General features: G+C 52.8%; 20 protein-coding genes. 9 read left to right on the forward strand and 11 right to left on the reverse strand.

Going from position 1 to position 22,899, the window contains the following annotated elements; genetic code table 11:
- Nucleotides 1-54 precede the first annotated feature (54 nt).
- Genes HQ37_RS04925 through HQ37_RS04935 form a run of 3 tightly spaced genes read left to right on the forward strand, consistent with a single transcriptional unit; the run spans nucleotide 55 to nucleotide 2,894 of the window.
- The gene (locus tag HQ37_RS04925; RefSeq protein ID WP_036881201.1) at nucleotides 55-816 is read left to right on the forward strand and encodes a 4-hydroxy-tetrahydrodipicolinate reductase; all 762 of its coding nucleotides are present in this window, start codon (nucleotides 55-57) and stop codon (nucleotides 814-816) included.
- 10 nt (nucleotides 817-826) lie between these two features.
- The gene (gene lepB / locus HQ37_RS04930; RefSeq protein ID WP_036881202.1) at nucleotides 827-2,257 is read left to right on the forward strand and encodes a signal peptidase I; all 1,431 of its coding nucleotides are present in this window, start codon (nucleotides 827-829) and stop codon (nucleotides 2,255-2,257) included.
- Entirely contained in the window at nucleotides 2,247-2,894 is a 648-nt protein-coding gene (locus HQ37_RS04935) for a WbqC family protein (RefSeq protein WP_036881203.1), read from the forward strand. The genes lepB and HQ37_RS04935 overlap by 11 nt, the downstream gene beginning before the upstream one ends.
- Nucleotides 2,895-2,993: 99 nt before the next feature.
- On the opposite strand, the gene HQ37_RS04940 is transcribed toward HQ37_RS04935, so the two are convergent.
- Both HQ37_RS04940 and holA read right to left on the reverse strand, forming a co-directional pair.
- The gene (locus tag HQ37_RS04940) at nucleotides 2,994-5,027 is read right to left on the reverse strand and encodes a family 20 glycosylhydrolase (RefSeq protein WP_036881204.1); all 2,034 of its coding nucleotides are present in this window, start codon (nucleotides 5,025-5,027) and stop codon (nucleotides 2,994-2,996) included.
- 42 nt (nucleotides 5,028-5,069) lie between these two features.
- Nucleotides 5,070-6,011: a DNA polymerase III subunit delta gene (gene holA / locus HQ37_RS04945; RefSeq protein WP_235264640.1), complete on the reverse strand. Its 942-nt coding sequence runs from the start codon at nucleotides 6,009-6,011 to the stop codon at nucleotides 5,070-5,072.
- Nucleotides 6,012-6,124: 113 nt separating this feature from the next.
- On the opposite strand from holA, the gene HQ37_RS04950 reads away from it, so the two are divergent.
- Genes HQ37_RS04950 through HQ37_RS04965 form a run of 4 tightly spaced genes read left to right on the forward strand, consistent with a single transcriptional unit; the run spans nucleotide 6,125 to nucleotide 10,500 of the window.
- Complete coding sequence (locus HQ37_RS04950; RefSeq protein WP_036881206.1) at nucleotides 6,125-6,586, forward strand: type I restriction enzyme HsdR N-terminal domain-containing protein; 462 nt, start codon at nucleotides 6,125-6,127, stop codon at nucleotides 6,584-6,586.
- Nucleotides 6,587-6,618: 32 nt separating this feature from the next.
- Complete coding sequence (locus HQ37_RS04955; protein WP_036881207.1) at nucleotides 6,619-7,536, forward strand: ABC transporter ATP-binding protein; 918 nt, start codon at nucleotides 6,619-6,621, stop codon at nucleotides 7,534-7,536.
- The gene (locus HQ37_RS04960) at nucleotides 7,526-8,839 is read left to right on the forward strand and encodes an ABC transporter permease (RefSeq protein WP_036881208.1); all 1,314 of its coding nucleotides are present in this window, start codon (nucleotides 7,526-7,528) and stop codon (nucleotides 8,837-8,839) included. The genes HQ37_RS04955 and HQ37_RS04960 overlap by 11 nt, the downstream gene beginning before the upstream one ends.
- Before the next feature lie 11 nt (nucleotides 8,840-8,850).
- A complete protein-coding gene (locus HQ37_RS04965; RefSeq protein WP_036881213.1) occupies nucleotides 8,851-10,500 on the forward strand; it encodes a beta-N-acetylhexosaminidase in 1,650 nt (549 codons plus the stop codon).
- A 108-nt stretch (nucleotides 10,501-10,608) separates the two neighbouring features.
- Here the strand turns inward: HQ37_RS04965 and HQ37_RS04970 are convergent, their stop codons facing one another.
- The 9 genes from HQ37_RS04970 to rplU form a co-directional block, all read right to left on the reverse strand.
- Nucleotides 10,609-11,109, reverse strand: coding sequence for a flavodoxin (locus HQ37_RS04970; protein ID WP_036881214.1), 501 nt, complete (start codon nucleotides 11,107-11,109; stop codon nucleotides 10,609-10,611).
- A 221-nt stretch (nucleotides 11,110-11,330) separates the two neighbouring features.
- Nucleotides 11,331-12,362, reverse strand: a complete 1,032-nt coding sequence (locus HQ37_RS04975; protein ID WP_036881215.1) for a branched-chain amino acid aminotransferase — start codon at nucleotides 12,360-12,362, stop codon at nucleotides 11,331-11,333.
- A gap of 125 nt (nucleotides 12,363-12,487) precedes the next feature.
- Nucleotides 12,488-14,137, reverse strand: a complete 1,650-nt coding sequence (locus HQ37_RS04980) for a fumarate hydratase (protein ID WP_036881216.1) — start codon at nucleotides 14,135-14,137, stop codon at nucleotides 12,488-12,490.
- 529 nt (nucleotides 14,138-14,666) lie between these two features.
- On the reverse strand, nucleotides 14,667-16,127 hold the full coding sequence (gene rpoN / locus HQ37_RS04985) for an RNA polymerase factor sigma-54 (protein ID WP_036881217.1): 1,461 nt from the start codon (nucleotides 16,125-16,127) through the stop codon (nucleotides 14,667-14,669).
- Between the two features lie 3 nt (nucleotides 16,128-16,130).
- Nucleotides 16,131-17,450: a UDP-N-acetylmuramoyl-tripeptide--D-alanyl-D-alanine ligase gene (murF, locus tag HQ37_RS04990; RefSeq protein ID WP_036881218.1), complete on the reverse strand. Its 1,320-nt coding sequence runs from the start codon at nucleotides 17,448-17,450 to the stop codon at nucleotides 16,131-16,133.
- Nucleotides 17,451-17,642: 192 nt separating this feature from the next.
- Entirely contained in the window at nucleotides 17,643-18,011 is a 369-nt protein-coding gene (locus tag HQ37_RS04995; RefSeq protein WP_081951767.1) for a DUF4878 domain-containing protein, read from the reverse strand.
- A 33-nt stretch (nucleotides 18,012-18,044) separates the two neighbouring features.
- On the reverse strand, nucleotides 18,045-19,322 hold the full coding sequence (gene serS / locus HQ37_RS05000; RefSeq protein WP_036881219.1) for a serine--tRNA ligase: 1,278 nt from the start codon (nucleotides 19,320-19,322) through the stop codon (nucleotides 18,045-18,047).
- Nucleotides 19,323-19,445: 123 nt separating this feature from the next.
- Nucleotides 19,446-19,703 carry a 50S ribosomal protein L27 gene (rpmA, locus tag HQ37_RS05005; RefSeq protein ID WP_036881221.1) on the reverse strand — a complete coding sequence of 86 codons (258 nt, stop codon included), beginning with the start codon at nucleotides 19,701-19,703 and terminating at the stop codon, nucleotides 19,446-19,448.
- A gap of 30 nt (nucleotides 19,704-19,733) precedes the next feature.
- Nucleotides 19,734-20,051 (reverse strand): 50S ribosomal protein L21, encoded by a 318-nt coding sequence (rplU, locus tag HQ37_RS05010; protein ID WP_036881223.1) that lies wholly within the window; start codon nucleotides 20,049-20,051, stop codon nucleotides 19,734-19,736.
- A 587-nt stretch (nucleotides 20,052-20,638) separates the two neighbouring features.
- On the opposite strand from rplU, the gene HQ37_RS05015 reads away from it, so the two are divergent.
- Both HQ37_RS05015 and HQ37_RS05020 read left to right on the forward strand, forming a co-directional pair.
- Nucleotides 20,639-22,330, forward strand: a complete 1,692-nt coding sequence (locus tag HQ37_RS05015) for a S41 family peptidase (RefSeq protein WP_052080780.1) — start codon at nucleotides 20,639-20,641, stop codon at nucleotides 22,328-22,330.
- The gene (locus tag HQ37_RS05020) at nucleotides 22,331-22,897 is read left to right on the forward strand and encodes an FHA domain-containing protein (protein ID WP_036881225.1); all 567 of its coding nucleotides are present in this window, start codon (nucleotides 22,331-22,333) and stop codon (nucleotides 22,895-22,897) included.
- Nucleotides 22,898-22,899: the final 2 nt, after the last annotated feature.

The following is a 22,899-nucleotide window of genomic DNA, read 5'->3' on the forward strand; positions in this document are numbered from 1 at the left end:
GGGCAGGGGAGAGCTCGCCTCACCTCCCGAATGGGAATTTTGCTTAGAAGAAGTATGGAAGAGAACGTAACGCATAAGCTCAAGATCCTACTCATCGGCTACGGCCGTATGGGGCACATGATCGAGCGCATTGCCCAGGAGCGGGGGCATGAGATCGTCGCTCGTGTGGATAAGACTACTGGCCTGGAGCTCACGCCCGAGCTGATGCAGCAGGCCGACGTAGCGATCGAATTTACCCAGCCTAGTGCTGCCTATGAGCATTGTCGGCGGTGTCTCGAGTTCGGCCTCTCGGTCGTCTCGGGTACGACGGGCTGGACTGAGGGCGTACGGCAGTTGCAGGCTTGGGCCGAGGAGCTCGAGGCAGCTTTCTTTTGGGCCTCGAACTTCAGTATTGGGGTCTACCTCATGGACGAGATGAATCGTCGTATGGCCGCCCTCATGCGCTCGGCAGCCCCAGAGTATCGTGTCTCGCTCGAGGAGACGCACCACGTGCACAAGCTCGATGCCCCCAGCGGCACAGCCATTACCTTGGCCGAGGGCATCCTCTCGGAGCGTCCTGAGCTCCTCGGTTGGCACTTGGCGGACGAGGCTACACCTCTAGCGGACAATCTGCTCCCGATCTATGCCCATCGAGAGGGCGAGGTGGCAGGCGTTCACAGCGTAGAGTATCGCTCCGAGGTGGATGTGATCACGCTGCGCCATGAGGCCTTCGGTCGCGAGGGTTTTGCCCTTGGGGCGGTCTTGGCGGCCGAGTTCACTCGAGGGCGGCGTGGCCCGCTGAGCATGCGTCAAATGTTAGCTTCACCCAATCTATAGATCTAGCTCTATGAAACTCTATCGTCCTACAGGCGAGAGCACCCGACACCGCCTGCGCCGTTATCTTTGGGGCATTCTGCTCATGATCCTCATCCTTGTGCTAGCTCTCTGGGCTAGTCTGTGGTGGCTCTTGGCTCTTCCCTTGGCATTTGACTATTACTTCCTGCGCCTCATCCCCTGGGGTTGGGGGCGTAATAGCTCCAATCCGATCGTGCGCTTCCTGGCTACCTGGGTCGGGGATTTGATTTTCATTGTCGTGCTGGTGTCTGTGCTGCAGACCTTCCTCTTCCAAAATTTCGGCATTCCAAGCTCCTCTCTCGAGAAGACGATGCTCGTCGGAGACTACCTCGTAGTCGAGAAGCTCAGCTATGGCCCTCGAATGCCTATGACCCCTGTGGCTATGCCTCTAGTGCACGAGAGCTTCCTCGGGATGAAGGCCTATCTCGACAAGCCTTCCTGCCCCTATCGCAGGCTCAAGGGACTTCGTCAGATCGAGCGCAATGATCTTGTTGTCTTCAACTTCCCCGCTGGAGATACAGTCGCCCTCTCTGTCTCCATCCCCGATTATTATACTTTGTGCGCTCAGTACGGCAGGGAGGCCGTGCATCGAGATCGGGCTACCTTCGGCGAGATCATTTACCGGCCAGTGGATAAGCGAGCTCACTATATTAAGAGGTGTGTAGGCCTGCCTGGAGAGCGTATCGAGATCCGAGACAATCAAGTCCTTATCGATGGCAAGACAATAGGCAACCCCTCGAAGATGCAGCTCAATTATCTGCTACAGACCGATGGACGTACGCTCTCGAAAGAAGTCCTTGATGCACTCAAAATCAACTATAGAGACGTGAACGAGATCTCGATGCAGATCCATTCTCAAAAAGAAGCGGAGGCTCTGGAGCTCGAGCTCGGCTTGACACCCATTGACAGTACGCTCTCGATGGGGCGCATCTACGAATTGCCCCTGACCCAAGCGATGAGGGAGCAGCTCACCCGTGAGCCCTATGTGCGTAATATCGTCGTTGAGCGCAGTCGAGACCGAGGGGTGTGCTACCCTCTCTCTAAGGACTTTGCCTGGACGGGGGACAACTATGGGCCTCTTCTCATTCCCAAGGCTGGGCTGACTATCGAGCTCAACGAACATAATCTAGCCCTCTATCGCCGCTGCATAGAGGCCTATGAAGGGCATCGCCTCGAGACGACGCCCGAGGGGCGTTTCCTCGTCGATGGTGTAGAGCAGCGTAGCTATACCTTTGCTATGGACTATTACTTCATGCTCGGAGACAATAGGCACAACTCTGCCGATAGTCGCTACTGGGGCTTTGTCCCCGAGGATCATATTGTCGGCCGACCCCTCTTCATCTTCTTCTCTCGCAACGATGAGCAAGGATTTCTAAGCGGTATTCGTTGGGGAAGAATGTTTAGAGCCGTCGATGCAGACTAAGCTAGATCTCTCGGAGGCTTTGCTGCTCTCGACAGCCTATGCCCCGCCGATAGAGTACATGATTCGTCTCTATAGAACCCAGGGGCAAGTCGCTTATCTCGAGGCACAGGAGCACTTCGTCAAGCAGAGCTACCGCAGTCGCTGCCATATCACTGGCCCGAACGGGCTTCAGGCTCTAACGATCCCTGTCGAGCATAAGGCTAGCCCCATGATCAGAGATATACGAATCTCCGATCATGGGGCTTGGCGACATCTACATCGGGGAGCATTGATGGCCTCTTATGGTCGTAGTCCCTACTTTGAGTACTACTGGGATGATATTCGCCCATTCTACGAGCAGGGACGCTATACCTACCTTTGGGACTTCAACTGGGAGCTCCTACATTGCCTCTCGAGGCTCATTGACTTGGAGCTGAGCCTAGAGCCTACGCAGAGCTTCCTCCCACCTGAGAAGCAGTCCTCCCAAGACTATCGCTATAGGCTTAGTCCTAAGTCTATACAGCAGTCTGAGGACATCTCCTTCGAGGGTTATTATCAGCCATTTGCCGAGCGGTGGGGCTTCGTCCAAGCGTTGAGTATCTTCGATCTAATCTTCAATCTAGGCCCAGAGGCTTTGCTTTACCTCAGCAAGGCTTGATGACCTCTAGCCTGGTCGATCGGTAGGCCAGCAAAGAGCTCGCCCCCAGTCAGTATGAGTACTGACTGGGGGCGAGCAGTTCATTATCCTCTCTAGCGGCTAGGGCATAGCGACGAGGTAGTTATATACCTTGAAGTTTGTGATGCGGCTCTCGAACCCTCCTGCTTCCTTTAGGGGGAAGACAAGAGTGCGCTGATAGTGCATCTTCGCCCCTCCTCTATAAACTGTTGGGGTGAAGGGATCTGGAGCATTGTGCTGGACGTCGAGCTTATTTTTCTCTTCGAGTACATAGACTGTTTCGGGGCTGAGACGTTGGCGGAGCTTGCCATTGACGAAGATCGAAGTCTCCCTATTCGTCCCCTGTATGCTAATGTTGATCTTTTCCCCAGCTTTGGGTAGGCGGACAGAGAAAGTATTGAGGTAACCATCTCGCTCAAATCCTATAGCTCCGCTTTTAGGATCAGCTAGATAGACCGTGGCGTGCGGAGAGCGAAGCAGTATAGTCCCCTTAGCCTCTTCGGCGGCCTCGAGGTCGAAGCTGATGGTATAGTCGTAACCTATCTCCATATAGGGGAGGGTATCTCCAGCCCTAAGCTCAGAGCGTTCGTAGACAAGCTGTTTGCCTCGACCAATACGTCCGAGCTCATTCACTCCAGGAGCTTCGCTTAAGTTCAGCCTCTTCTCATTATACTCAGCATAGGGGATACTAGTGTCGTGAGCTGTCCAGGTCTTCAGAGCCATTATCTGCATGGCGGGCATGACCCGATGGTGAATGTCCTTGACCGAGATCCCATTGCCATAGTGGTCATTCCACACGGCAAACATCCCTCCCAATAGAGATGGGTCCCCGTCCTCGAACTTTTGGTTACCTATTTGTGCTGGGGTCCAGGACTTATGCAGATACTCCGTATTCAGATAATCGTAGTAATAGCCTGCTGCTGGGACGATATAGGTATAGCCATCGGGGATGCTGACGATTTGATAGCCAGCCTCCTTCATCGCCTTAGGGTCTGCATATCCATTGTACCAGCACATCATGACAACATCTTTGCTCGCCACGGGTGTCTTACCATAGGCATGGGTGAGTGCTCCCCACAGGCAGGCCTGCTTGCCAAAGCCCTGTACATACTTGATATAGCGATCGGTGAAGTAACGGAATTTCTCTCGTACCTCCTCCTTGGCATTGCTATATTCGTCCGTGCCAATATTGACCCGCTTACCTCGGAATACTGGATTCTTACCCGATAGATACTCCTTGAAGAGGGCATCCACAAACTCGTAAGTGCCAGGATTGAATAGGTCTAGGTGATCGATCCCATACTCCTTGCTCCCAATCTCAGGTTTGATACGTGAGAAGGCTAACGAGTGAGCTGGGACGTCGATCTCTGGGATGATCTCAACGAATTGGCTTTCGGCCTTAATTTGGAAGTCAATGAACTCTTTCTTAGAGTAGGATGCCCCTGCTATAGCTAGATCCGGGAAGGTCTCACTCTCTAGCCTAAAGGCCGATGACGTTTTGCTCCAGTCATGGTCGAAGTACTGCTTGAAACCATTGTCATTGAGGTGCACCTGCAATGTATTCATCTTGTAGTAGGCCATGACCTTGACGAGGTTATTCAAATAGTCTATCGGGATGTATTTGCGACCTACATCCATCAGTAGCCCCCTGAGAGCATAGCGAGGGATGTCGATCGTACTCCCCTGGGGTAGCTTGCGCTCGGGGTCTTGCTCAGAGAGCTGAAGTAGTGTCCGTGTCCCCCAGTATAGCCCCCTAGGAGTGGCAGCTGTGAGCTTAGCCGACTGGGCGATGTCCAGGCGATAGCCTTCCTCCCCAAGAGTCTTGTCTTTCAGAAGAGAGAGGGCTAGGTCTCCCTGGCGAGCCTTGCCGTAGGAGATCTTGAGCTCACGGCCAAACATGAGGCGATAGTCTTCTATCAGGCTCTTGGCTACAGAGAACAGAGCCTTATCTCTAGACCCTAAAACAATGCGACCAGTGGGGGTAAAGTGCCCATCTCCTCCTGTCCAGGAGGTGAGCTCGGGGATTACAAAAGGCTTCGGGTTCTTCCCTTCGGCCATGAGACTCGGGCTTAGAATGAATAATGCTACAGCGAATAGGCAGCGAATGTACTTCATATAGGTTATTTTATAGGATGAATGCTTTTGGTGTTGAGATAGTTATTGGGCTAGGATATAAGAGACAAGCTCCTTGAGGATCTCTCCATCAGAGATAGAGGCATCGACCCCCTTGGAGGCAGCATCGCTCAGACGTATTTGTCGGATAATATTGAAGGTAGCCATAGAGCTATACACTCGACTGGCAACGATATAGTCTCGGGCTGCATAGGTGGATACACGCAAGGCCTCCGCAATAGCCTTATCACTGGCTTGGGGCATGTAGTAGACTCCCATGAGAGCTGAGAAGAAGTTGTAGAGAACGGCTAGGGTCATCTGCACGGGATAATTCCTCTCGTTGGCGGAGAAGTATAGGGCTATCTTGTAGGCTCGAGCAGCATCTCTCTCGATGATAGCCCTTAGGAGCTCAAAATTGTTGTATTCCTTACTCAGCCCAATGTATTCCTCTATATGCTCAGTTGTTACGATATGCCTGCCAGGGCCTAGGGCTATGGATAGCTTCTGGATCTCTCCGAGGATCTTCTCTAGGTCATTGCCAGTATGGTCGGCCATGATGTAGGCTGTACGCTGATCGATAGACATTCCCTCGGCAGCAAATGACTTGATGATGAAGTCCGGGACTTTGGAGTCGTAGATCTTAGCACTTTCGTAGAGAGCTTCGGCCTCCTCTAGAGCCTTGTAGAGGGCCTTACGCTTGTCTATCTTCTTCTTGTAGCAGAGTACGAGGCAGGTCGTTTCAGGTAGGCGAGGGATGTAGCCTGAGAGACGCTCTAGATCCTTGATTTGCTGGGCCTCTCGCACGAGTACTAGATGACGCTCCCCGAGCATGGGGAAGCGCATAGCCTCCGTCAGAACGTCTCCGATCTGCGTGTCATTGCCATAGAGGATGGTCTGATTGAAGTCTCTTTCATCCTCTGGAATGAGTTGAGTCGCAAATAACTCTGCTAGGCGATCGATGAACAGAGGCTCTTCTCCCCAAAGCATATAGATGCGCTTGGGTTGTTTGCGTTTGAGGCTTCGAACTATATCATCATAGGAGAGCATGGGCAACTAATATAGAAATATGTATCTTCGTAGACAGATGTCGCAAAGATAAGATGATTAGGCTAAATCTCCCCCCTTACGCCGCACAAGTGTCTCAACAGGCTGGTAAGCCCTACATATATGACTGCCTGCGCAGGCGGACTGTACGCCTTACCCCCGAAGAGTGGGTGCGGCAGCATTTCGTTCATTATCTTATCGATCACCTAAGGTATCCCCCAGAGCTCATGATGAACGAGGTCTCGATCCGTGTGGCACAGCGAAGCAAACGTTGCGATACTGTCATCTATAATCGTAACCTTCGACCTCTCGTCTTGGTCGAATATAAAGCTCCTGAGGTAGCTCTTAGTGAGCGAGTGCTGCAGCAGGCTATCCGCTACAACTATACCCTCCTAGTCCCTTACCTTATCTTGAGTAATGGGCTAGAGCATTTAGTCTATCATATCGACTATGAACAAATGACTTATGAGCCTTTGAGGGAAATCCCCCCCTTTGGGCATCTCATGTCTCCAATCTAAATAGATTCGTATTATCATTCACCTATAAACCTATGTTTTTAGAAGCAAAGAACGTGTACAAGCACTATGCTGCTCATACGGCCCTCGATGACGTGAGCATTGAGGTCGAGAGGGGCAGAGTGTTCGGTCTGCTTGGCCCCAATGGGGCGGGTAAAACCTCTTTGATCCGCATCATTAACCGCATTACTGCTCCAGATCAAGGGCAAATCTTGATCGATGGGAAGCCTATGCAGCAGAGTGATATTAACCGTATTGGCTATCTACCAGAGGAGAGAGGCCTATATCGTAAGATGAAGGTTGGTGAGCATGCTATTTACCTGGCTCGTCTCAAGGGCGTTGAGAAGTCTGAGGCTCGCAAGCAGCTGAAGCAGTGGTTCGACAAATTTGATATCATGCCTTGGTGGGACAAGAAGGTCGAGGAGCTCTCCAAGGGGATGCAGCAGAAGGTCCAATTTGTCTGCACTGTCATTCATAAGCCCGAGTTGCTTATCTTCGACGAGCCCTTTAGTGGCTTTGACCCTGTTAATGCCGATTTGCTCAAGAGAGAGATCTTAGAGTTGAGAGATGCTGGGCATACGATTATCTTCTCCACGCATAACATGCAGTCTGTCGAGGAGATCTGCGATGATATTGCCTTGATTAATCGTTCTAGGGTCGTGTTGAGTGGCCAAGTGGACTCTATCCGCCGTCAGTATGCTTCGGGTATCCTCTCAATGCGCTTTGAGCAGAACCTCTCAGAGGAGTCCCTCAGAGAGTTTGATGTCGTGGAATATAGGGAGGAGCGAGGCGGCTCTGTACTACGCCTGCACAAGCCACAGAGCCTAACTAACTGGGAGCTAATCTCTCAGATGCCCCATGGGGTGGAGTTGCTTAGCTTCTACGAAGAAGTCCCCAGTATGCACGAGATATTCATCCAAACAGTCCAAGAAAACGGTTACCATGGAGAGTAAGATTAGTATCATCATTGCCCGAGAATATCTCTCGAGGCTTCGCAAGCGTAGCTTTATCATCATTACCCTGCTTGCTCCTTTGTTTTTCATCCTCATATCCTTTCTACCAGTACTATTGATGCAGATCGATAGCGATAGTGATCAGCAAATTGTGGCTGTTATTGATCGCACGGGTCAGTATGCTTCTCTGCTTGAGAGTAATGAGCAGTATCGCTTCGTCGATGCTGACAAGACTGCTGAGGAATACAAAGCCCTCGGGGAGGAACAGGAGATTACAGCTGTGCTAGAGATCCGCCAAGATCTACTCCAGGATCCTAAAGCTATTGGTCTCTATGCTTTCCGACAATTGCCCCCAGGGCTCGAGGCTTATGTCAATGCCACTCTGTCGAAGCATCTATCGGAGCAGAAAATGGCCTCGTATGACATCCCTAATCTCCCAGAGATCATACGAGACAGCAAGGTGAATATCTCCCTGGCAACCTATAAATGGAATGAGAGTGGGGCAGAGACGGCTAGCTCGAGTGATTTTGCCTCTATCCTTGGTCTTGTCCTTGCTCTGATGAGCTACATGTTCATCCTTACTTATGGTACGATGATCTTACAGAGCGTTTTGGAGGAGAAAAAGAGTCGTATCATGGAGATTATGGTCTCTTCTGTACGTCCCTTTGATCTCATGATGGGTAAAATCCTGGGTGTAGGCCTCCTCGGGCTAACACAGATAGCAATATGGTGTGTGCTCACCTTTAGCCTTTATATTGCAGCACAATTCCTTTTGATCGGGCAACTGTACAGCCCAGAGCTACTCCTAGAGGCCAGTCAGTCGGATATTGGTATGCAGAGCATGCATATGGTCTATGAGCTCTTTGGGATTGTCCAAGGAATTAACTTCGTTGAGATCATCGTACTCTTCGTTCTTCTCTTCTTGGGTGGCTTTCTGCTCTATGCCTCAATTCTGGCGGCACTTGCCTCGTCTGTCTCCAGCGATGAAGATGCCGGACAGTTGATGTTGCCCGTTACATTGATCATCATGGTATCCTTCTACATTGGTATGGCTTGTATGAACAATCCCGAGGGGAACTTAGCCTTTTGGGCTTCGTTGATCCCCTTCACTTCACCTATTGTGATGATGGTACGACTGCCCTATGACGTATCTTTGTGGCAACAGGCCTTGAGCATCTTGATCCTATATCTGAGCTTTGTGGGGATTACCTTCATCAGTGCGAAGATCTATCGTATTGGGATCTTGATGTATGGTAAGAAGCCTAGCCTTAGGGAGCTATGGCGATGGACTCGATACAAGTAACCCTATATATTATGGAAAAGAATATAATCAAGCGTCTATCACTTCTCTTCCTGCTTTTATGTCCCCTTTGGGGGCTAAGGGCACAGGAGTCCATGGATGCTTATGGGCTTATTCCACAGCCTCGAATGATCCAAAAGACAGGGACTCGCTATCGCTTGCCTGCAAAGCTCCGCCTACACTACAACGATGCTCGCCTCGGTTTCGCTTCTGAATATCTGCATCAATATCTGCGTCAGGAGCTGAGCCTTAGTCCCACAAGTAAGCTTAGCAAAGCTCCTGGGCATATATCACTCTTGATAGACCCTCAGGTTTCAGACGAGGAGGCCTATAGACTCTCCATATCGAAGACTGGTCTAAGTGTGCGTGCTGGCCACGAACGAGGAGCTCTCTATGGAGTAATGACCTTAATGCAGTTGCTGCATAGCCATCGTCCTCGCTTTGGAGGGAGGTTTGTATTGCCTGGGTTGGAGATTGATGACCAGCCTCGCTATAGGATGCGTGCCTTGATGCTTGACCCTGCCCGTAACTTTCTCCCAGTAGCTCAAGTAAAGCGATTTCTCGATCGTATGGCTCGCTACAAGTTCAATACGCTTCAACTTCATTTGACCGACGATCAGGGCTGGCGGGTTGAGATCGCTTCTCACCCAGATCTCACGAGAATTGGGGCTAGGCGTAGTTCTCATGAAAGCATTACGGATAATGGCTTCTATACTGCCAATGACCTTAAGGAATTGGTCGCTTATGCCGCACAGCGAGGGATAGAGATTATCCCCGAGGTCGATGTCCCCGGTCATACGGCTGCGTTGCTCCTCGCTAAGCCAGAGCTGCGCTGCGATATTGCTCGGGAGACAGACTTTGTCCTAGGTAAGACAGATAATGTAATGCTTTCGGCTGTAAGTGAGGCGACTTTTAAGGTATTGGACGATGTCTTGAGGGAGCTCTCAGAGATCTTCCCTAGAGGTACGCGCATACATCTCGGTGGAGACGAATCAGCCATTGAACGTAACTGGGCCGTAAGTCCTGAGCATCAGGAGCTACAGAAGAAGTTGGGCTATGATGGGCCTCGAGCTCTGATGAGCTACTTTTTCGAGCGGGTATTGAGCTCTGCTCGTAAGTATGGTCTGAGACCAATGCTGTGGTGTGAGTTGGATAATATCCGTATGCCTGCCAAGGAGTATCTTTTCGATTACCCTAAGGATGTCGAGTTGATCACTTGGCGCATGGGGCTGACACCCAAGTGCCTCGATTTGACTAGGGCTTCGGGGCACAAGATCATCCTAGCCCCGGGCGAGGCAGCTTACTTCGATTATCCTCAGTTTCGAGGAGATCTGCCCGAGTTTAATAATTGGGGAATGCCAATCACAACACTTGAGCGAGCCTATACCTGGGACTTGAAGAACAACCTCTATGCCTCTGGCGATGGCCACGTTTTGGGAGTTATGGGAACACTTTGGGGAGAGGCTATTAAGGACATGAATAGGGTGTTTTATATGACCTATCCTCGTGCCCTTGCTCTGGCGGAGATTGGCTGGACGACTCTGCCTCGTAGAGACTGGGCATCATTCGTGCATCGACTGCCTTTGGTATTGGATGAGCTCTTGCGCTCGGGCATACCCTATCGTCCCCCTTTTGAGGTCTACGCTCCTCAGCCCAGCAAGTAGTCAGCTCTGGGAGCTGCTTGCATACGACATCACCCCCGACTAGATCATCTAGTCGGGGGTGATTGTTTCTCTACCTTGGCTTAGGGTGAGGAAAGTATACCTTCTGCCTTAGAGCTCAGCCTTGATAGCAGCGAGCCAAATGTCGATACGCTCGTCTGTCATATCGGACTGATTGATCTCGTCTGCGCAGAGGCCGATGAGCTTGCCATCCTCTTCGCTACGTGTGCAATCATAGCTATAACCCTCTGGGGTATAAGCTCCGACGAAGCGGCAGCCTGTACCAGCAAGCCCCTCCTTGATCAGGGCCAAGGCTTCACAGAAAGAGTCTGGGTAGCTATCAGCATCGCCACAGCCGAAGAGGGCTACAGCCTTGCCTGCTAGATTTTGGGTTGCGAGCTTGGGCAGGAAGCCGTCAAAGTCATCCTGTAGCTCTCCGATACCCCAAGTAGAGCTACCGAGCAGGAGTACTTCGTAGTCTGCTGCCATAGAGGCATCAGCACTAGCTACGTCATGGACTTCTGCCTCGGCACCCACTGCCTTGGCGATACGCTGAGCGAGCTCAGAGGTTGAACCGGTTGATGAACCGTAGAAAATACCGAACTTTTTCATAACTAATTAATAGGTGTTTCGTTTGTTCGAAGCAAAGATAGAGGTTCGACCTCATCCCCTCGATCCCCACATATAGGTATAATTGTTATATTCGCTACTTATCCATAGGGATATTCGACTGCGGAGGGGCAAAAACAAACGGTGGATACAACCATCGCTGTATCCACCGCTAGATTTCCTTTACAGGTACTGGCCTTCAGAGGCCGATCTATGCACTTCGTTTAGAAGTCGTAGACACGAACCCAGCCGTGTGTATCAGGCTCATCTCCATACTGGATGGCACGTAGTTTATTGTACATACGCTCACTGATTTCACCCGCTTTGCCGTCTGTGCTATAGACGTAGCTTGTGCCCTCGTCGAGGTCGTCGATGCGTGCAATAGGGCTAATAACAGCAGCTGTACCGCAAGCACCAGCCTCACTGAAGGTAGCTAGCTCCTCTACGTGGATAGGGCGACGCTCCACCTTTAGACCCATATCTTGGGCGATCTGCATGAGACTCTTGTTCGTGATGGAGGGCAGGATCGAAGTGCTTTCGGGGGTGATGTAGGTATTGTCCTTGATCCCGAAGAAGTTGGCTGGGCCGCATTCGTCAATGAACTCCTTGTGCTTGGCATCGAGGTAGATCACAGCCGAATATCCCTTGCTGTGGGCCAGGTGTCCTGAATAGAGGCTAGCGGCATAGTTCCCGCCGACCTTGTAAGTTCCTGTTCCTAGAGGGGCGGCACGGTCATAGCCTCGCATGATGGCCATAGGGGTAGGGCGGAAACCCTCCTTGAAGTAAGGCCCTACGGGTGTAACGAAGACCATGAACATGTACTCAGTGGCAGGCTTGACACCGACCTGCTGGCCGAGCCCGATCATCAGTGGACGAAGATAGAGCGATGCTCCCGAACCATAAGGGGGGACAAAGCGACGGTTGAGGCGGACGACACGCTCGATAGCCTCTAGGAAGAGGTCTGTCGGCATCTCAGGCATCATAATACCTCGGCTGGTGTGCTGCATACGGGCAGCGTTCTCCTCTGGGCGGAAGATGCGCACCTTGCCGTCTTTGCCCTCGAAGGCTTTGAGCCCTTCGAAAGACTCCTGTCCGTAATGCAGGCAGGTCGCTGCCATCGGGATCGTCAGCATATCCGACGAAGATACCTCCAGCTCGCCCCAGGCCCCATTGCGCCAGTAGCATCTAATGTTGTAGTCCGTAGGGACGTAGCCAAAGGTCAGCGAAGACCAATCCAATTCTGCTCTGTTTCCCATAACAATGTTTAATTAGGTGGTTAGTAACAGTTAATGTAGTGTATGATGGACAAAGATAAGATAAACTTACGAGGACGCCGCCTCTTATCTTGTGTATTTGTCCCCTTATCACTCAGGGATGTTGTCTATTTGCCCAGTCCGCAGGAGCTGCACTTGCTTTTGATCTGTTCGAAGAAGTCATTGCCCTTGTCATCGACCAGGATGAAAGCGGGGAAGTCTACAACCTCGATCTTCCAAATGGCCTCCATGCCGAGCTCTGGATATTCGAGGCATTCGACCTTCTTGATGCTATCCTGGGCAAGGATGGCTGCTGGCCCTCCGACGCTGCCGAGGTAGAAGCCTCCGTACTTGTGGCAGGCATCAGTTACCTGTCGGCTGCGGTTTCCCTTGGCGATCATGAGCATGCTACCGCCGTGGCTCTGGAAGAGGTCTACATAGCTATCCATACGCCCAGCCGTCGTGGGGCCGAATGATCCGCTAGGCATTCCCTTGGGGGTCTTGGCAGGCCCTGCGTAGTAGATGGGGTGATCCTTGATATACTGTGGCAGGCCCTCACCTCGGTCGATCCGTTCCTTGAGCTTGGCGTGTGCTATGTCTCGCCCGACGATGATTGTACCACTGAGCGAGAGGCGAGTGGAGACAGGGTACTTGCTCAACTCGGCAAGGATCTCGCTCATGGGACGGTTGAGGTCGATCTTCACCACATTGCCCTCACCCTTTTGACGAAGCTCTTCGGGGATGAGGCGTGCGGGGTTGGTCTCGAGCTTCTCGATCCAAATGCCATCTCGGTTGATCTTGGCCTTGATATTGCGGTCGGCTGAGCAGCTGACACCCATCCCTACGGGGCAGGATGCTCCGTGGCGAGGGAGGCGGATGATACGCACATCGTGGGCAAAGTACTTCCCGCCGAATTGGGCTCCAAGCCCCAGACGATGAGCCTCGGCGAGTACCTGCTCTTCGAGGGCGATGTCTCGGAAGGCCTGTCCGCCCTCATTGCCCTCGGTGGGCAGGTTATCATAGTACTTGGCAGAGGCGAGCTTGACGGTCTTGAGGTTTGTCTCGGCCGAAGTCCCCCCGATAACGAAGGCAATATGGTAGGGAGGACAAGCGGCTGTGCCGAGCGAACTCATCTTCTCGACGAGGAACTTGACTAGGCTCTCAGGATTGAGCAGTGCCTTGGTCTCCTGATAGAGATAGGTCTTGTTGGCTGAGCCTCCTCCCTTGGCAATGCAGAGGAAGTTATACTCCATCCCATCGACTGCGAGTAGATCAATCTGTGCGGGCAAATTACAGCCCGTATTGACCTCTCGGTACATGTCTAGGGGGACGTTCTGCGAATAGCGTAGGTTATTCTCTGTGTAGGCATCGTACACCCCGTGTGAGAGGTGCTCCTCGTCGTGGCCTCCGGTGAAGACTTGCTGCCCCTTCTTACCCATGATGATCGCGGTACCAGTATCTTGGCAGAAGGGGAGCTGCCCCTTGGCGGCCACCTCGGCATTGCGCAGGAAGGTCAGAGCGACGAACTTGTCATTGTCGCTGGCCTCGGGATCATGCAGGATCTTAGCGACCTGCTCCTGGTGCTCAGGGCGCAGGTAAAACGACACATCGTGAAAGGCCGTACGGCTCAAGAGGCGCAGGGCTTCGGGCTCAATGCGCAGCATCTCATGCTCGCCAAATTGCTCTACTGAAACATAATCCTTTGTCAGCAGATAATACTCGGTCTTGTCCTCTCCCACGGGGAAAGGCTTTTGATAACGGAAGGTAGGTGTAGCCATCTGAAAATAGTTTTTGTTTGTGATCCTTATATGTCCGCAAATATACGAAAACTACCTCGTCTCCCAGGGTTGTCTGCGGGTGAATTTCCCCTCTTACTCCCGTCTCATGCGAAGGGTGGAGGGAGGCTCGAATGGACTCCTTCGGGCAGTCCTCCAAATTTGTGTGCGGACGGAAAATTGCCCTTCCGGGCAGTCCTCTAAATTTGTTTGCGGACGGAAATTTGCCCTTCCGGGCAGTCCTCTAAATTTGTTTGCGGACGGAAAATTGCCCTTCCGGGCAGTCCTCTAAATTTGTTTGCGGACGGAAAATTGCCCTTCCGGGCAGTCCTCCAAATTTGTGTGCGCAGAGAAATAAATTTTCGTGCGCACGAAAATTTATTTTCTTCCGCAAGAAAAAATATTTTCTTCCGCAAGAAAATTTTTTCTTCCGCAAGAAAATTTGGCCCTCTGCGGGCCATTCGTTATCCGATTGGTTTCTAGTGATTTATGCGAAGCCTCTAAGAGGGCCTTTTGGAGGCCTCTTCCGCCCCTAGAGTTGCTTGCGCAGGCGAGCCACGGGTAGGCGTAGCTGCTCTCGATATTTGGCCACCGTACGGCGTGCCAAGGGATAGCCCTCACGGGCTAAGACCTCCACCAGTTGAGCATCCGAATAGGGCGAGGCCTTGTCCTCTGTCTCGATGATTCGCCTTAGGGCCTCCTTGATCCGTCGGGTCGAGACCTCATCGCCCCCCTCGGAGGTGATCCCCTCGTTGAAGAAGAACTTCAGCGGATACACCCCAAAGTCCGTCTGCACGGATTTGCTATTGCTCACCCGAGAGATGGTGCTGATGTCTAGGCCTGTGGCTTGGGCAATATCCTTTAAGATCATGGGGCGGAGGTCGAGTACTTCACCCGAGAGGAAGAACTCCCTCTGATGCACCATAATAGCCTGCATCGTCGTGCGTAGCGTGTGCTGACGCTGGGCCACGGCATCTATGAACCAGCGCGCCCTATCGATCTTGTGCCTGAGGAAGCTCATGGCCTCTCGAGCACCCTTGTTCCGAGAGCCCTCCTGACGCTCCTGTTCGATCATCTCCACGTACATGGGGCTCAGACGCAGGAGGGGGATCTCTCGCTCTCCGACGAGGGTCAGCTGCAGCTCGCCATCCCGCTCGCCCACGATAAAGTCTGGGATATAATGGGCCAATCGATCCTCGCCCTCGTCCGAGGCAATGTTGCCAGGTTTGGGGTTGAGGCGGGAGATGAGGCTGTAGAGTGCGGCTAGCTGCTCAGCATCTACGCCTAGAGCTTCCCGAAGCTGGTCGAAGCGTTTATTGACAAAGTCCTCATAGTGATGCCGCAGCAGCTCGAGGGCAAGGTGCGTCTCTGAGTCGCCCTCACCCTCGCCTTTGCGTTCGAGCTGGAGGATAAGGCATTCCCTCAGATCCTTAGCCCCCACGCCAGCAGGGTCGAGGGTCTTGATTCGAGCGATCATTGTCTCTAGCTCGGCCTCAGAAGTGTCGAGGCCGACCTTGAAGAGCAGATCGTCCTGCAACTGCTCGATCGAGCGGTCAAGGTAGCCATCAGCATTGATGTTGCCGATGATGTATCGGGCTAGCTCTCGCTCTCGTTCGCTGAGGCGGGTCATCGAGAGCTGCTCCATCAGCAGTTCATCGAGCGAGGGGGCAGAGGCGGCGAAGGGGATCTCCTCCCGGCGGCTCTGACGCTCCTGGATCTCCTGAAGCTTGTAAGCGGGGATGTCGTCTTCGCTGGCATATTCGCCCAACTCCCAGTCTTGTCCGTCGAGGCCTTCCTGCCCCTTGGCCTCCTCATCTTCTCCGAGGCGTTCCCCCTCGGGGTTCTCTTCGAGGGCAGGGTTCTCCTCGAGTTCCTGCTCGATGCGTCCCTCGAGCTCAAGACCCGTGAGTTCCAGCATCTTGATAGCCTGGATCTGAGAGGCGGAGAGGTTGGTTGTCTGCTCGAGACGCTGCTCTTGACCGATCTTATTCATGCACTATAGCTTGGGGAGGATGTTGTTGAGTCTGATGCCATTCGATCCCTTGACTAGGATCAGATGTCCGTGAGGTACGTTCCCTTTACTGAGATAATGCTCGAGCTCGACGGCTGAGGCGAAGGTGCGCTCTGTCAGCCCCATCCCTGCCCATATCGGGCCGCAGAGCCAGAGTTGATCGCCCTCTTGAGCCAGTCTCTGTATCTCCTCATAAAGGATTTGGTGCGCCTCGTGTGCCTGAGTTCCGAGCTCATTCATATCGCCCAGGATAAGCAGTCGAGGGCGAGGGCTCTCGATGGCGAAGAAGTTCTCCAGTGCGTGGTGCATGCTGCTCGGATTGGCATTGTAGGCGTCGGCAATGACGAGGTTATCTAGAGGGGTGTGCATCAGCTGAGAGCGACTGTTACTGGGGCTGTAGGCTGCGATCGAGCGGACAATCTCTTCGCTAGGGACATCGAGGAAGAGGCCTAGGGCGACGGCGGCCAACACATTGCCCATATTGTACGCCCCAACGAGCTGTGTTGCCTGTCTCTGCCCCTCGATGCCGATGACCTCGGCAGACCACTGGAGCTCGAAGAATAGCTTCCCCGCCTCCTGGGATAAGAGCTCCCCCCTGATGAGGGCCTCTGAGCCCTGACCATAGAGTACCGAGGGGATGCCGTCGGCGATGTCTCGGAGTAGTGGATCGTCAGCATTGCGGATCGCCTTCCCCTCGTGGTTGCGTAGCCAGTCATAGAGCTCACCCTTCGTCCTAAGGACGCCCTCGAGCGAGCCGAAGCCCTCGAGGTGTGCTTGGCCAATATTGGTAATGATGCCATAGTTGGGCTCGGCGATGGCACAGAGCTCTGCGATGTCGCCAGGCTTGCTCGCACCCATCTCGACGAGAGCAAGTTGGTGCTCTTGCCTCAGGCGCAGCAGGGTCAGGGGCACGCCGATATGATTGTTGAGGTTGCCCTGGGTATAGAGCAGCCGATAGGTCGTAGAGAGGACGGCAGCAGCGAGCTCTTTGGTCGTTGTCTTGCCGTTCGTCCCTGTGATGGCAATCACGGGGATACCCATTCTACGACGGTGCTCCCGAGCCAAGGCCTGCATTGCTCCGAGGACATCCTCCACGAGGAGGAGGCGAGGATCATTGGGCAAGCGGGCATCATCGATCACAGCATAGGCAGCCCCAGACTCGAGGGCCTCGAGGGCATACTGATTACCATCGAACCGAGCCCCCTTGAGGGCAAAGAAGAGGCACCCAGGGAGTATCTGTCTACTATCAGTTACGATCTCGGGGTGTTGGCAAAATATTTCGTATAACTTGTCTGTCTGTATCATAATAAACAAATGTAAGCATTTCGCCTTATCTCTTCAAATCCTTGATCTCTCGAGCCCCAAGCTCGAGGGGTACATCATCGAGAGAGTAGGCTCTCGACTGGGCGGAAGAGTCTCAAATACAGATACGAGTACCCTGCACCACTACGGAGCAAAGCACTCGTATCCATAATCAAACCTAAATGAGATGGAGGGCTACTTGTCGGAGGCTATGTCTACCTTCCAGTCGTCATCGACTTTGATGAGGTACACCTCGGTCGTGTCGTTCTGCCCCTTGCCTGCAATGTCAGTAAACTTTACCCATGCCTCTCGGCCCTCTATTCTCTCTTCGACGAGCTTGAACTTGAAGTTTGGATTCAGCTCCTTCGATGACCCTAGGGCTGCAGCCATCTCGAGCAGACGCTCTGTGCGCTCGGTACAATAATCCTCTGCCTCCTCGATCTGACCCGTAGAGAGGTATTCGTAGAACTTACGAGTAGCCTTTTCGGGGCCCGACTCGCAGCTGCTTAGGCCCACAAGGGCTAAGCCTGCGAAGGCCATGGCGATCATAGCTTTTTTCATCATGTCGTTTTTACTTCAGAGTGTGATCAATAGCTGCTAAGGAGCAGGGATGAGGTCAAAGCCCGTATAGGGCACAAGGGCCTTGGGGATGTGAATACCCTCTGGGCTCTGGTGGTTCTCTAGGAGGGCTGCAACGATGCGGGGCAAGGCTAATGCACTGCCATTGAGAGTGTGTACGAGTTGAACCCCCGTCTGAGCATCACGATAGCGACACTTGAGACGATTGGCCTGATAGCTCTCGAAGTTCGATACCGAGCTCACCTCGAGCCAACGCTGCTGAGCCGCAGAATAGACTTCAAAGTCATAGGTGAGTGCACTGGTGAAGCTCATATCCCCCCCACAGAGACGCAGGATGCGCCAGGGGAGCTCGAGCTTGTCTACAAGCGTCTGCACGTAGGCGACCATCTCGTCGAGACGTTCGTAGCTGCGCTCGGGCTTGTCAATGCAGACGATCTCGACCTTGTCGAACTGGTGCAGACGATTGAGGCCTCGTACATCCTTGCCATATGAGCCTGCCTCACGGCGGAAGCAAGCCGAGTAGGCCGTATTCTTAATAGGTAGCTCTGCCTCGGAGAGGATGACGTCTCGGTAGATATTCGTTACAGGAACCTCCGCTGTGGGGATGAGATACAGCCCATCGAGACCGATATGGTACATCTGCCCCTCCTTGTCTGGGAGCTGGCCTGTGCCATAGCCCGAGTCTTCATTGACCACATAGGGGGGCTGTACCTCCACGAAGCCAGCCTCTCGAGCTTGATCGAGGAAGAAGTTGATCAGGGCTCGCTGCAGACGTGCTCCATAACCCTTGTAGACGGGGAAGCCTGCGCCTGAAATCTTCACTCCGAGCTCGAAGTCAATGAGGTCGTATTCCTTGGCCAAATCCCAGTGAGGCTTGGCTGTAGTTCCGAGCTCAGGCATCCGTCCACCTGAGCGCACTTCGAGATTGTCTGCGGCTGATTTGCCTTCGGGGACAATGTCATTGGGTAAGTTGGGGATCTGTAGGAGCAGGTTTCTGAGTTCTCTCTCATAGGCCTCCTTGGCCTCCTCGACCTCTTTACTTCGGGCCTTCATCGAGGCGACCTGAGCCTTCTTGGCTTCTGCTTCGTCCTTTTGTCCGGCCTTCATCAGAGCCCCAATCTCTCGGGCACACTGATTTTGCTCAGCGAGCAGGCTGTCGAGCTCTGTTTGGCTCTGACGCCGAGCCTCGTCCAGTCGCAGGACTTCGTCTATGATATCGTCGGCTTTGAAGCCCTTTTTAGCAAGCTTGAGTATGACCTCTGCCCGGTTATCCTTAATCTGCTTGAGTGTAAGCATAGAGTGGTGTATGATCCATAAAGAGAGAGGTTGCCCCAAAGGTCCTACGACCCTCAGAGGCAACCTCTCTCGTGAGTTCTAATCTAAATCTAAAGATGTGATCTACTCGTCGTGCAGTAGAGATTAAGCCTCTGCCTGTACAGACACATACGATCGGTTGTCCTTCTTGCGTGTGAAGACAACCTTACCATCGATCAAGGCATAGAGCGTGTGATCCTTGCCGATACCTACACCAGCACCAGGATGATGCTGCGTACCACGCTGACGCACGATGATGTTACCAGCCTTAGCTGTCTGACCGCCATAGAGCTTTACCCCCAGGCGCTTGCTTTCTGATTCGCGTCCGTTCTTGGAACTACCGACACCTTTTTTATGAGCCATTTCTTTGTTCTAGTTTAAGGGGTTAATGAATTAAGCGACAACTTCCTTTACGAGGATCTCCGTGAACTGCTGGCGATGGCCGTTGAGCTTACGGTAGCCCTTTCTTCTCTTCTTGTGGAAGACGAGTACCTTGTCTCCTTTAACTAGTGGAGAGAGGACTTCGCACACAACCTTAGCACCCTCTACGACAGGAGCACCTACAGTTACGAGGCCATCCTTGTCTGCAAGGAGTACCTTGTCGAACTCAACTACTGAACCACTCTCTGCACCAGCGATGTGGTGCACGAACAAGCGACGGCCCTGCTCAACCTTGAACTGCTGTCCTTGAATTTCTACGATAACGTACATTTGAATATTACTAATTGAAATTAGTCCCGTAAGGTGGATCAGATTTCTCGATCTTCTCACTTAATACGCATACCCTACTTAGGAAAATCTGTGCAAAGGTAATGCTTCTCTCTGAGACCCGCAAGTCTGCATTAGTATTGTCCCTCGGATGGTTCTGCTCATTGCTGGGTTCAGAGTCTTGCTACGCTCCCTATCGAAGCCTCTGACACGACCGAAGAGTGAGGACGAACGAGGGCTCCACTGTGCATGGATAGCCATCCTGATAGGGGCTCGAGGGAGGCGTTAGGAGAAGCTCCATTTCGATCCTATTTATACCTCGGTGTAGGCTTAGATAGGATCGTAAGTGAGACCCAAATAGGAGCTCCACCACGATCCTACTTACACCTCGATTCAAGTCCTACTTAGATCTCTACGTCGATCTTACTTAGATCTCCATCGAGGCCCTATCTGCAACCTCGTCAGTGTCCCTATCTACATCTTCGGATGTGTCTCATGGATACACATAGGCCGGAAGTGTCAAGCATTCTCTTTACCTTTGCGGTACATTGAAACTAAGGAGAACTACAAGCTATATGTATCGTCAGCGAATGATCAAGAAACTATCCCTAGGCGTCCTGATTGCCCTATCCCTTGGCTGTAGCCTGCCCATGCATGGGCAGAATGCCAGCAGTAACAAGAAAAGCTATACCAAGGCTCTCGACGTCATGGGCTCATCAATGGCATTGCTCAATAGGTACTTCGTCGATAGCGTCAATATCGAGAAGATCAGCAAGATTGGTATCAATGCTATGCTGCATAGCCTAGACCCCTATACAGAGTACTTCTCGGAGGAGGACTCCGAACGTCTACGCTTGATTACCACGGGCGAGTACGGAGGGATCGGGGCTATCATTTCCCAACGCCCCGATAGCACTGTTATCATCAACGACCCCATGGAGGGAATGCCTGCCGCCGAGGCTGGGCTCAAGGCTGGGGATGTGATCCTCGAGGTCAATGGACATGACCATCGCCGCTCGAGCAGCGAGGCCGTAACTAAAGATCTCAAGGGAGAGCCTGGGAGCATGCTAACGATCCTCGTGCAGCGCATGGGAGAGAAGAAGCCTCGTAAGGTCTCTTTCAAGCGTCGTAAGATTAGGATCAATCCTGTGTCGTATTACGGAATGATCGATCAAGACCTGGGCTATATCGCCCTCAACTCTTTCCCAAATACTGCCACCATAGAACTCAAGAAAGCTCTCGACAAGCTCATGCAAGAGCCCAACCTCAGGGGGCTCGTCCTGGATCTGAGAGGTAATGTCGGAGGACTGCTCGATGAGGCCGTGAAGGTTGTAAACCTCTTCGTCCCCAAGGGTAAGGCCGTGGTGATGACCAAGCAGCGTGCGGATCTCAAGCAGGACATTACCCTCAAGACGATGACCAGCCCCATTGCCCCCAGGCTTCCCCTAGCTGTCCTTATCGATTCGGAGACGGCTTCGTCGGCCGAGATCGTCAGCGGTGCACTACAGGATCTAGATCGGGCGGTTATTATCGGGCAGAAGAGCTTCGGCAAGGGTCTTGTGCAGACCACCATGCAGCTGCCTCACAATGGAGTGCTCAAGCTGACCACGGCCAAGTACTACATCCCTAGTGGCCGCTGCATCCAGCGCATTGACTACAAGAAGGTGCGGGATGGGCAGCGTGATGCCGTCTTGCCCGATAGCTTGACCCATACCTTCTACACCGAAGCAGGGCGACCTGTGCGCGATGCGGGAGGCATCTTGCCCGATATTCAAGTCTCTCGAGACTCCCTTCCTACGATGATGCTTTACCTGGGTATTAACCCCGATGCTTTCGACTGGATCACGGCTTACACGCTGCGTCATAAGAGCATTGCTTCGCCCACACAGTTCCAGCTCAGCGATGAGGACTATGCAGACTTCGGTCGAATGCTCATCGAGAAGAAGTTCGATTACGATCGTCAAACCGCCAAGAGTCTCAGCACCCTCGAGGAGATCTCCAAGATCGAGGGCTACTACACCAAGCATGCGCAGCTCATGCAGCAGCTTCGAGAGGCTCTCAAGCCAGACCTCAAGCACGATCTCGAGAGCCTTCGTCCGCATATCGAGAGCTTCCTGGAGAGTAGCATTGTCGGACGCTACTACTATCGCCGTGGAGTCATTGAGAGAGAATTGCTTACCGACAAGGTCGTTCAAGAAGCTAAGGAGGTGCTCAGAGATGCAGCTCGCTACAGCTCTATCCTAAGCCCTAGTGTGCAAACCGCTACAAGTTCGGCGAAGTAGATGAAGAAGATCTTCTGTCCCAAGTGCGATGGGGTGATTATCCTTTCTCATGCACGTCTCAGGGAGATCCGTGAGAGCCAAAGTGATCGAGCCGCTATTGTCTGCCCGAGCTGTGGACATCAGCTGCGCATTCGTCTGAGGTCAGCATCCTCTGAGCCTCAGGAGCAGGGTAGGCAAGCATCTACAGGCGAGAGCCTAGGCCACATTGTCGTCCTGGAGAATGTATTTGGTTACAAGCAGCTCTTCCCTCTTTATCTTGGACTAAATAGGATAGGGCGACGCAACAAGGATACTCAGACCGATATCCCCATCATTACGGGTGATCCTAGTATGGATCGTCATCATGCCATAATCAAGGTCATGCAGCGCAAGGGTGGGGGGCTGAGCTTCGCGCTCTCGGATGATGACAGCCGTGTTGGGACTTTCGTCGCTGGGAGGTTGCTCGCTCCTCGTGAGTGGTGCAACCTCGAGACGGGCGACGTCTTCACCCTTGGGGCGACGAGTGTGATCTTCTCCAGTGATCCATTACCCTCCGAGGCCCAGGAGCAGGTAGAAAGTGATATTTAGGC

Origin of the sequence: Porphyromonas sp. COT-239 OH1446 (assembly GCF_000768875.1) — a bacterium.
In the GTDB taxonomy this organism is placed as follows: domain Bacteria; phylum Bacteroidota; class Bacteroidia; order Bacteroidales; family Porphyromonadaceae; genus Porphyromonas.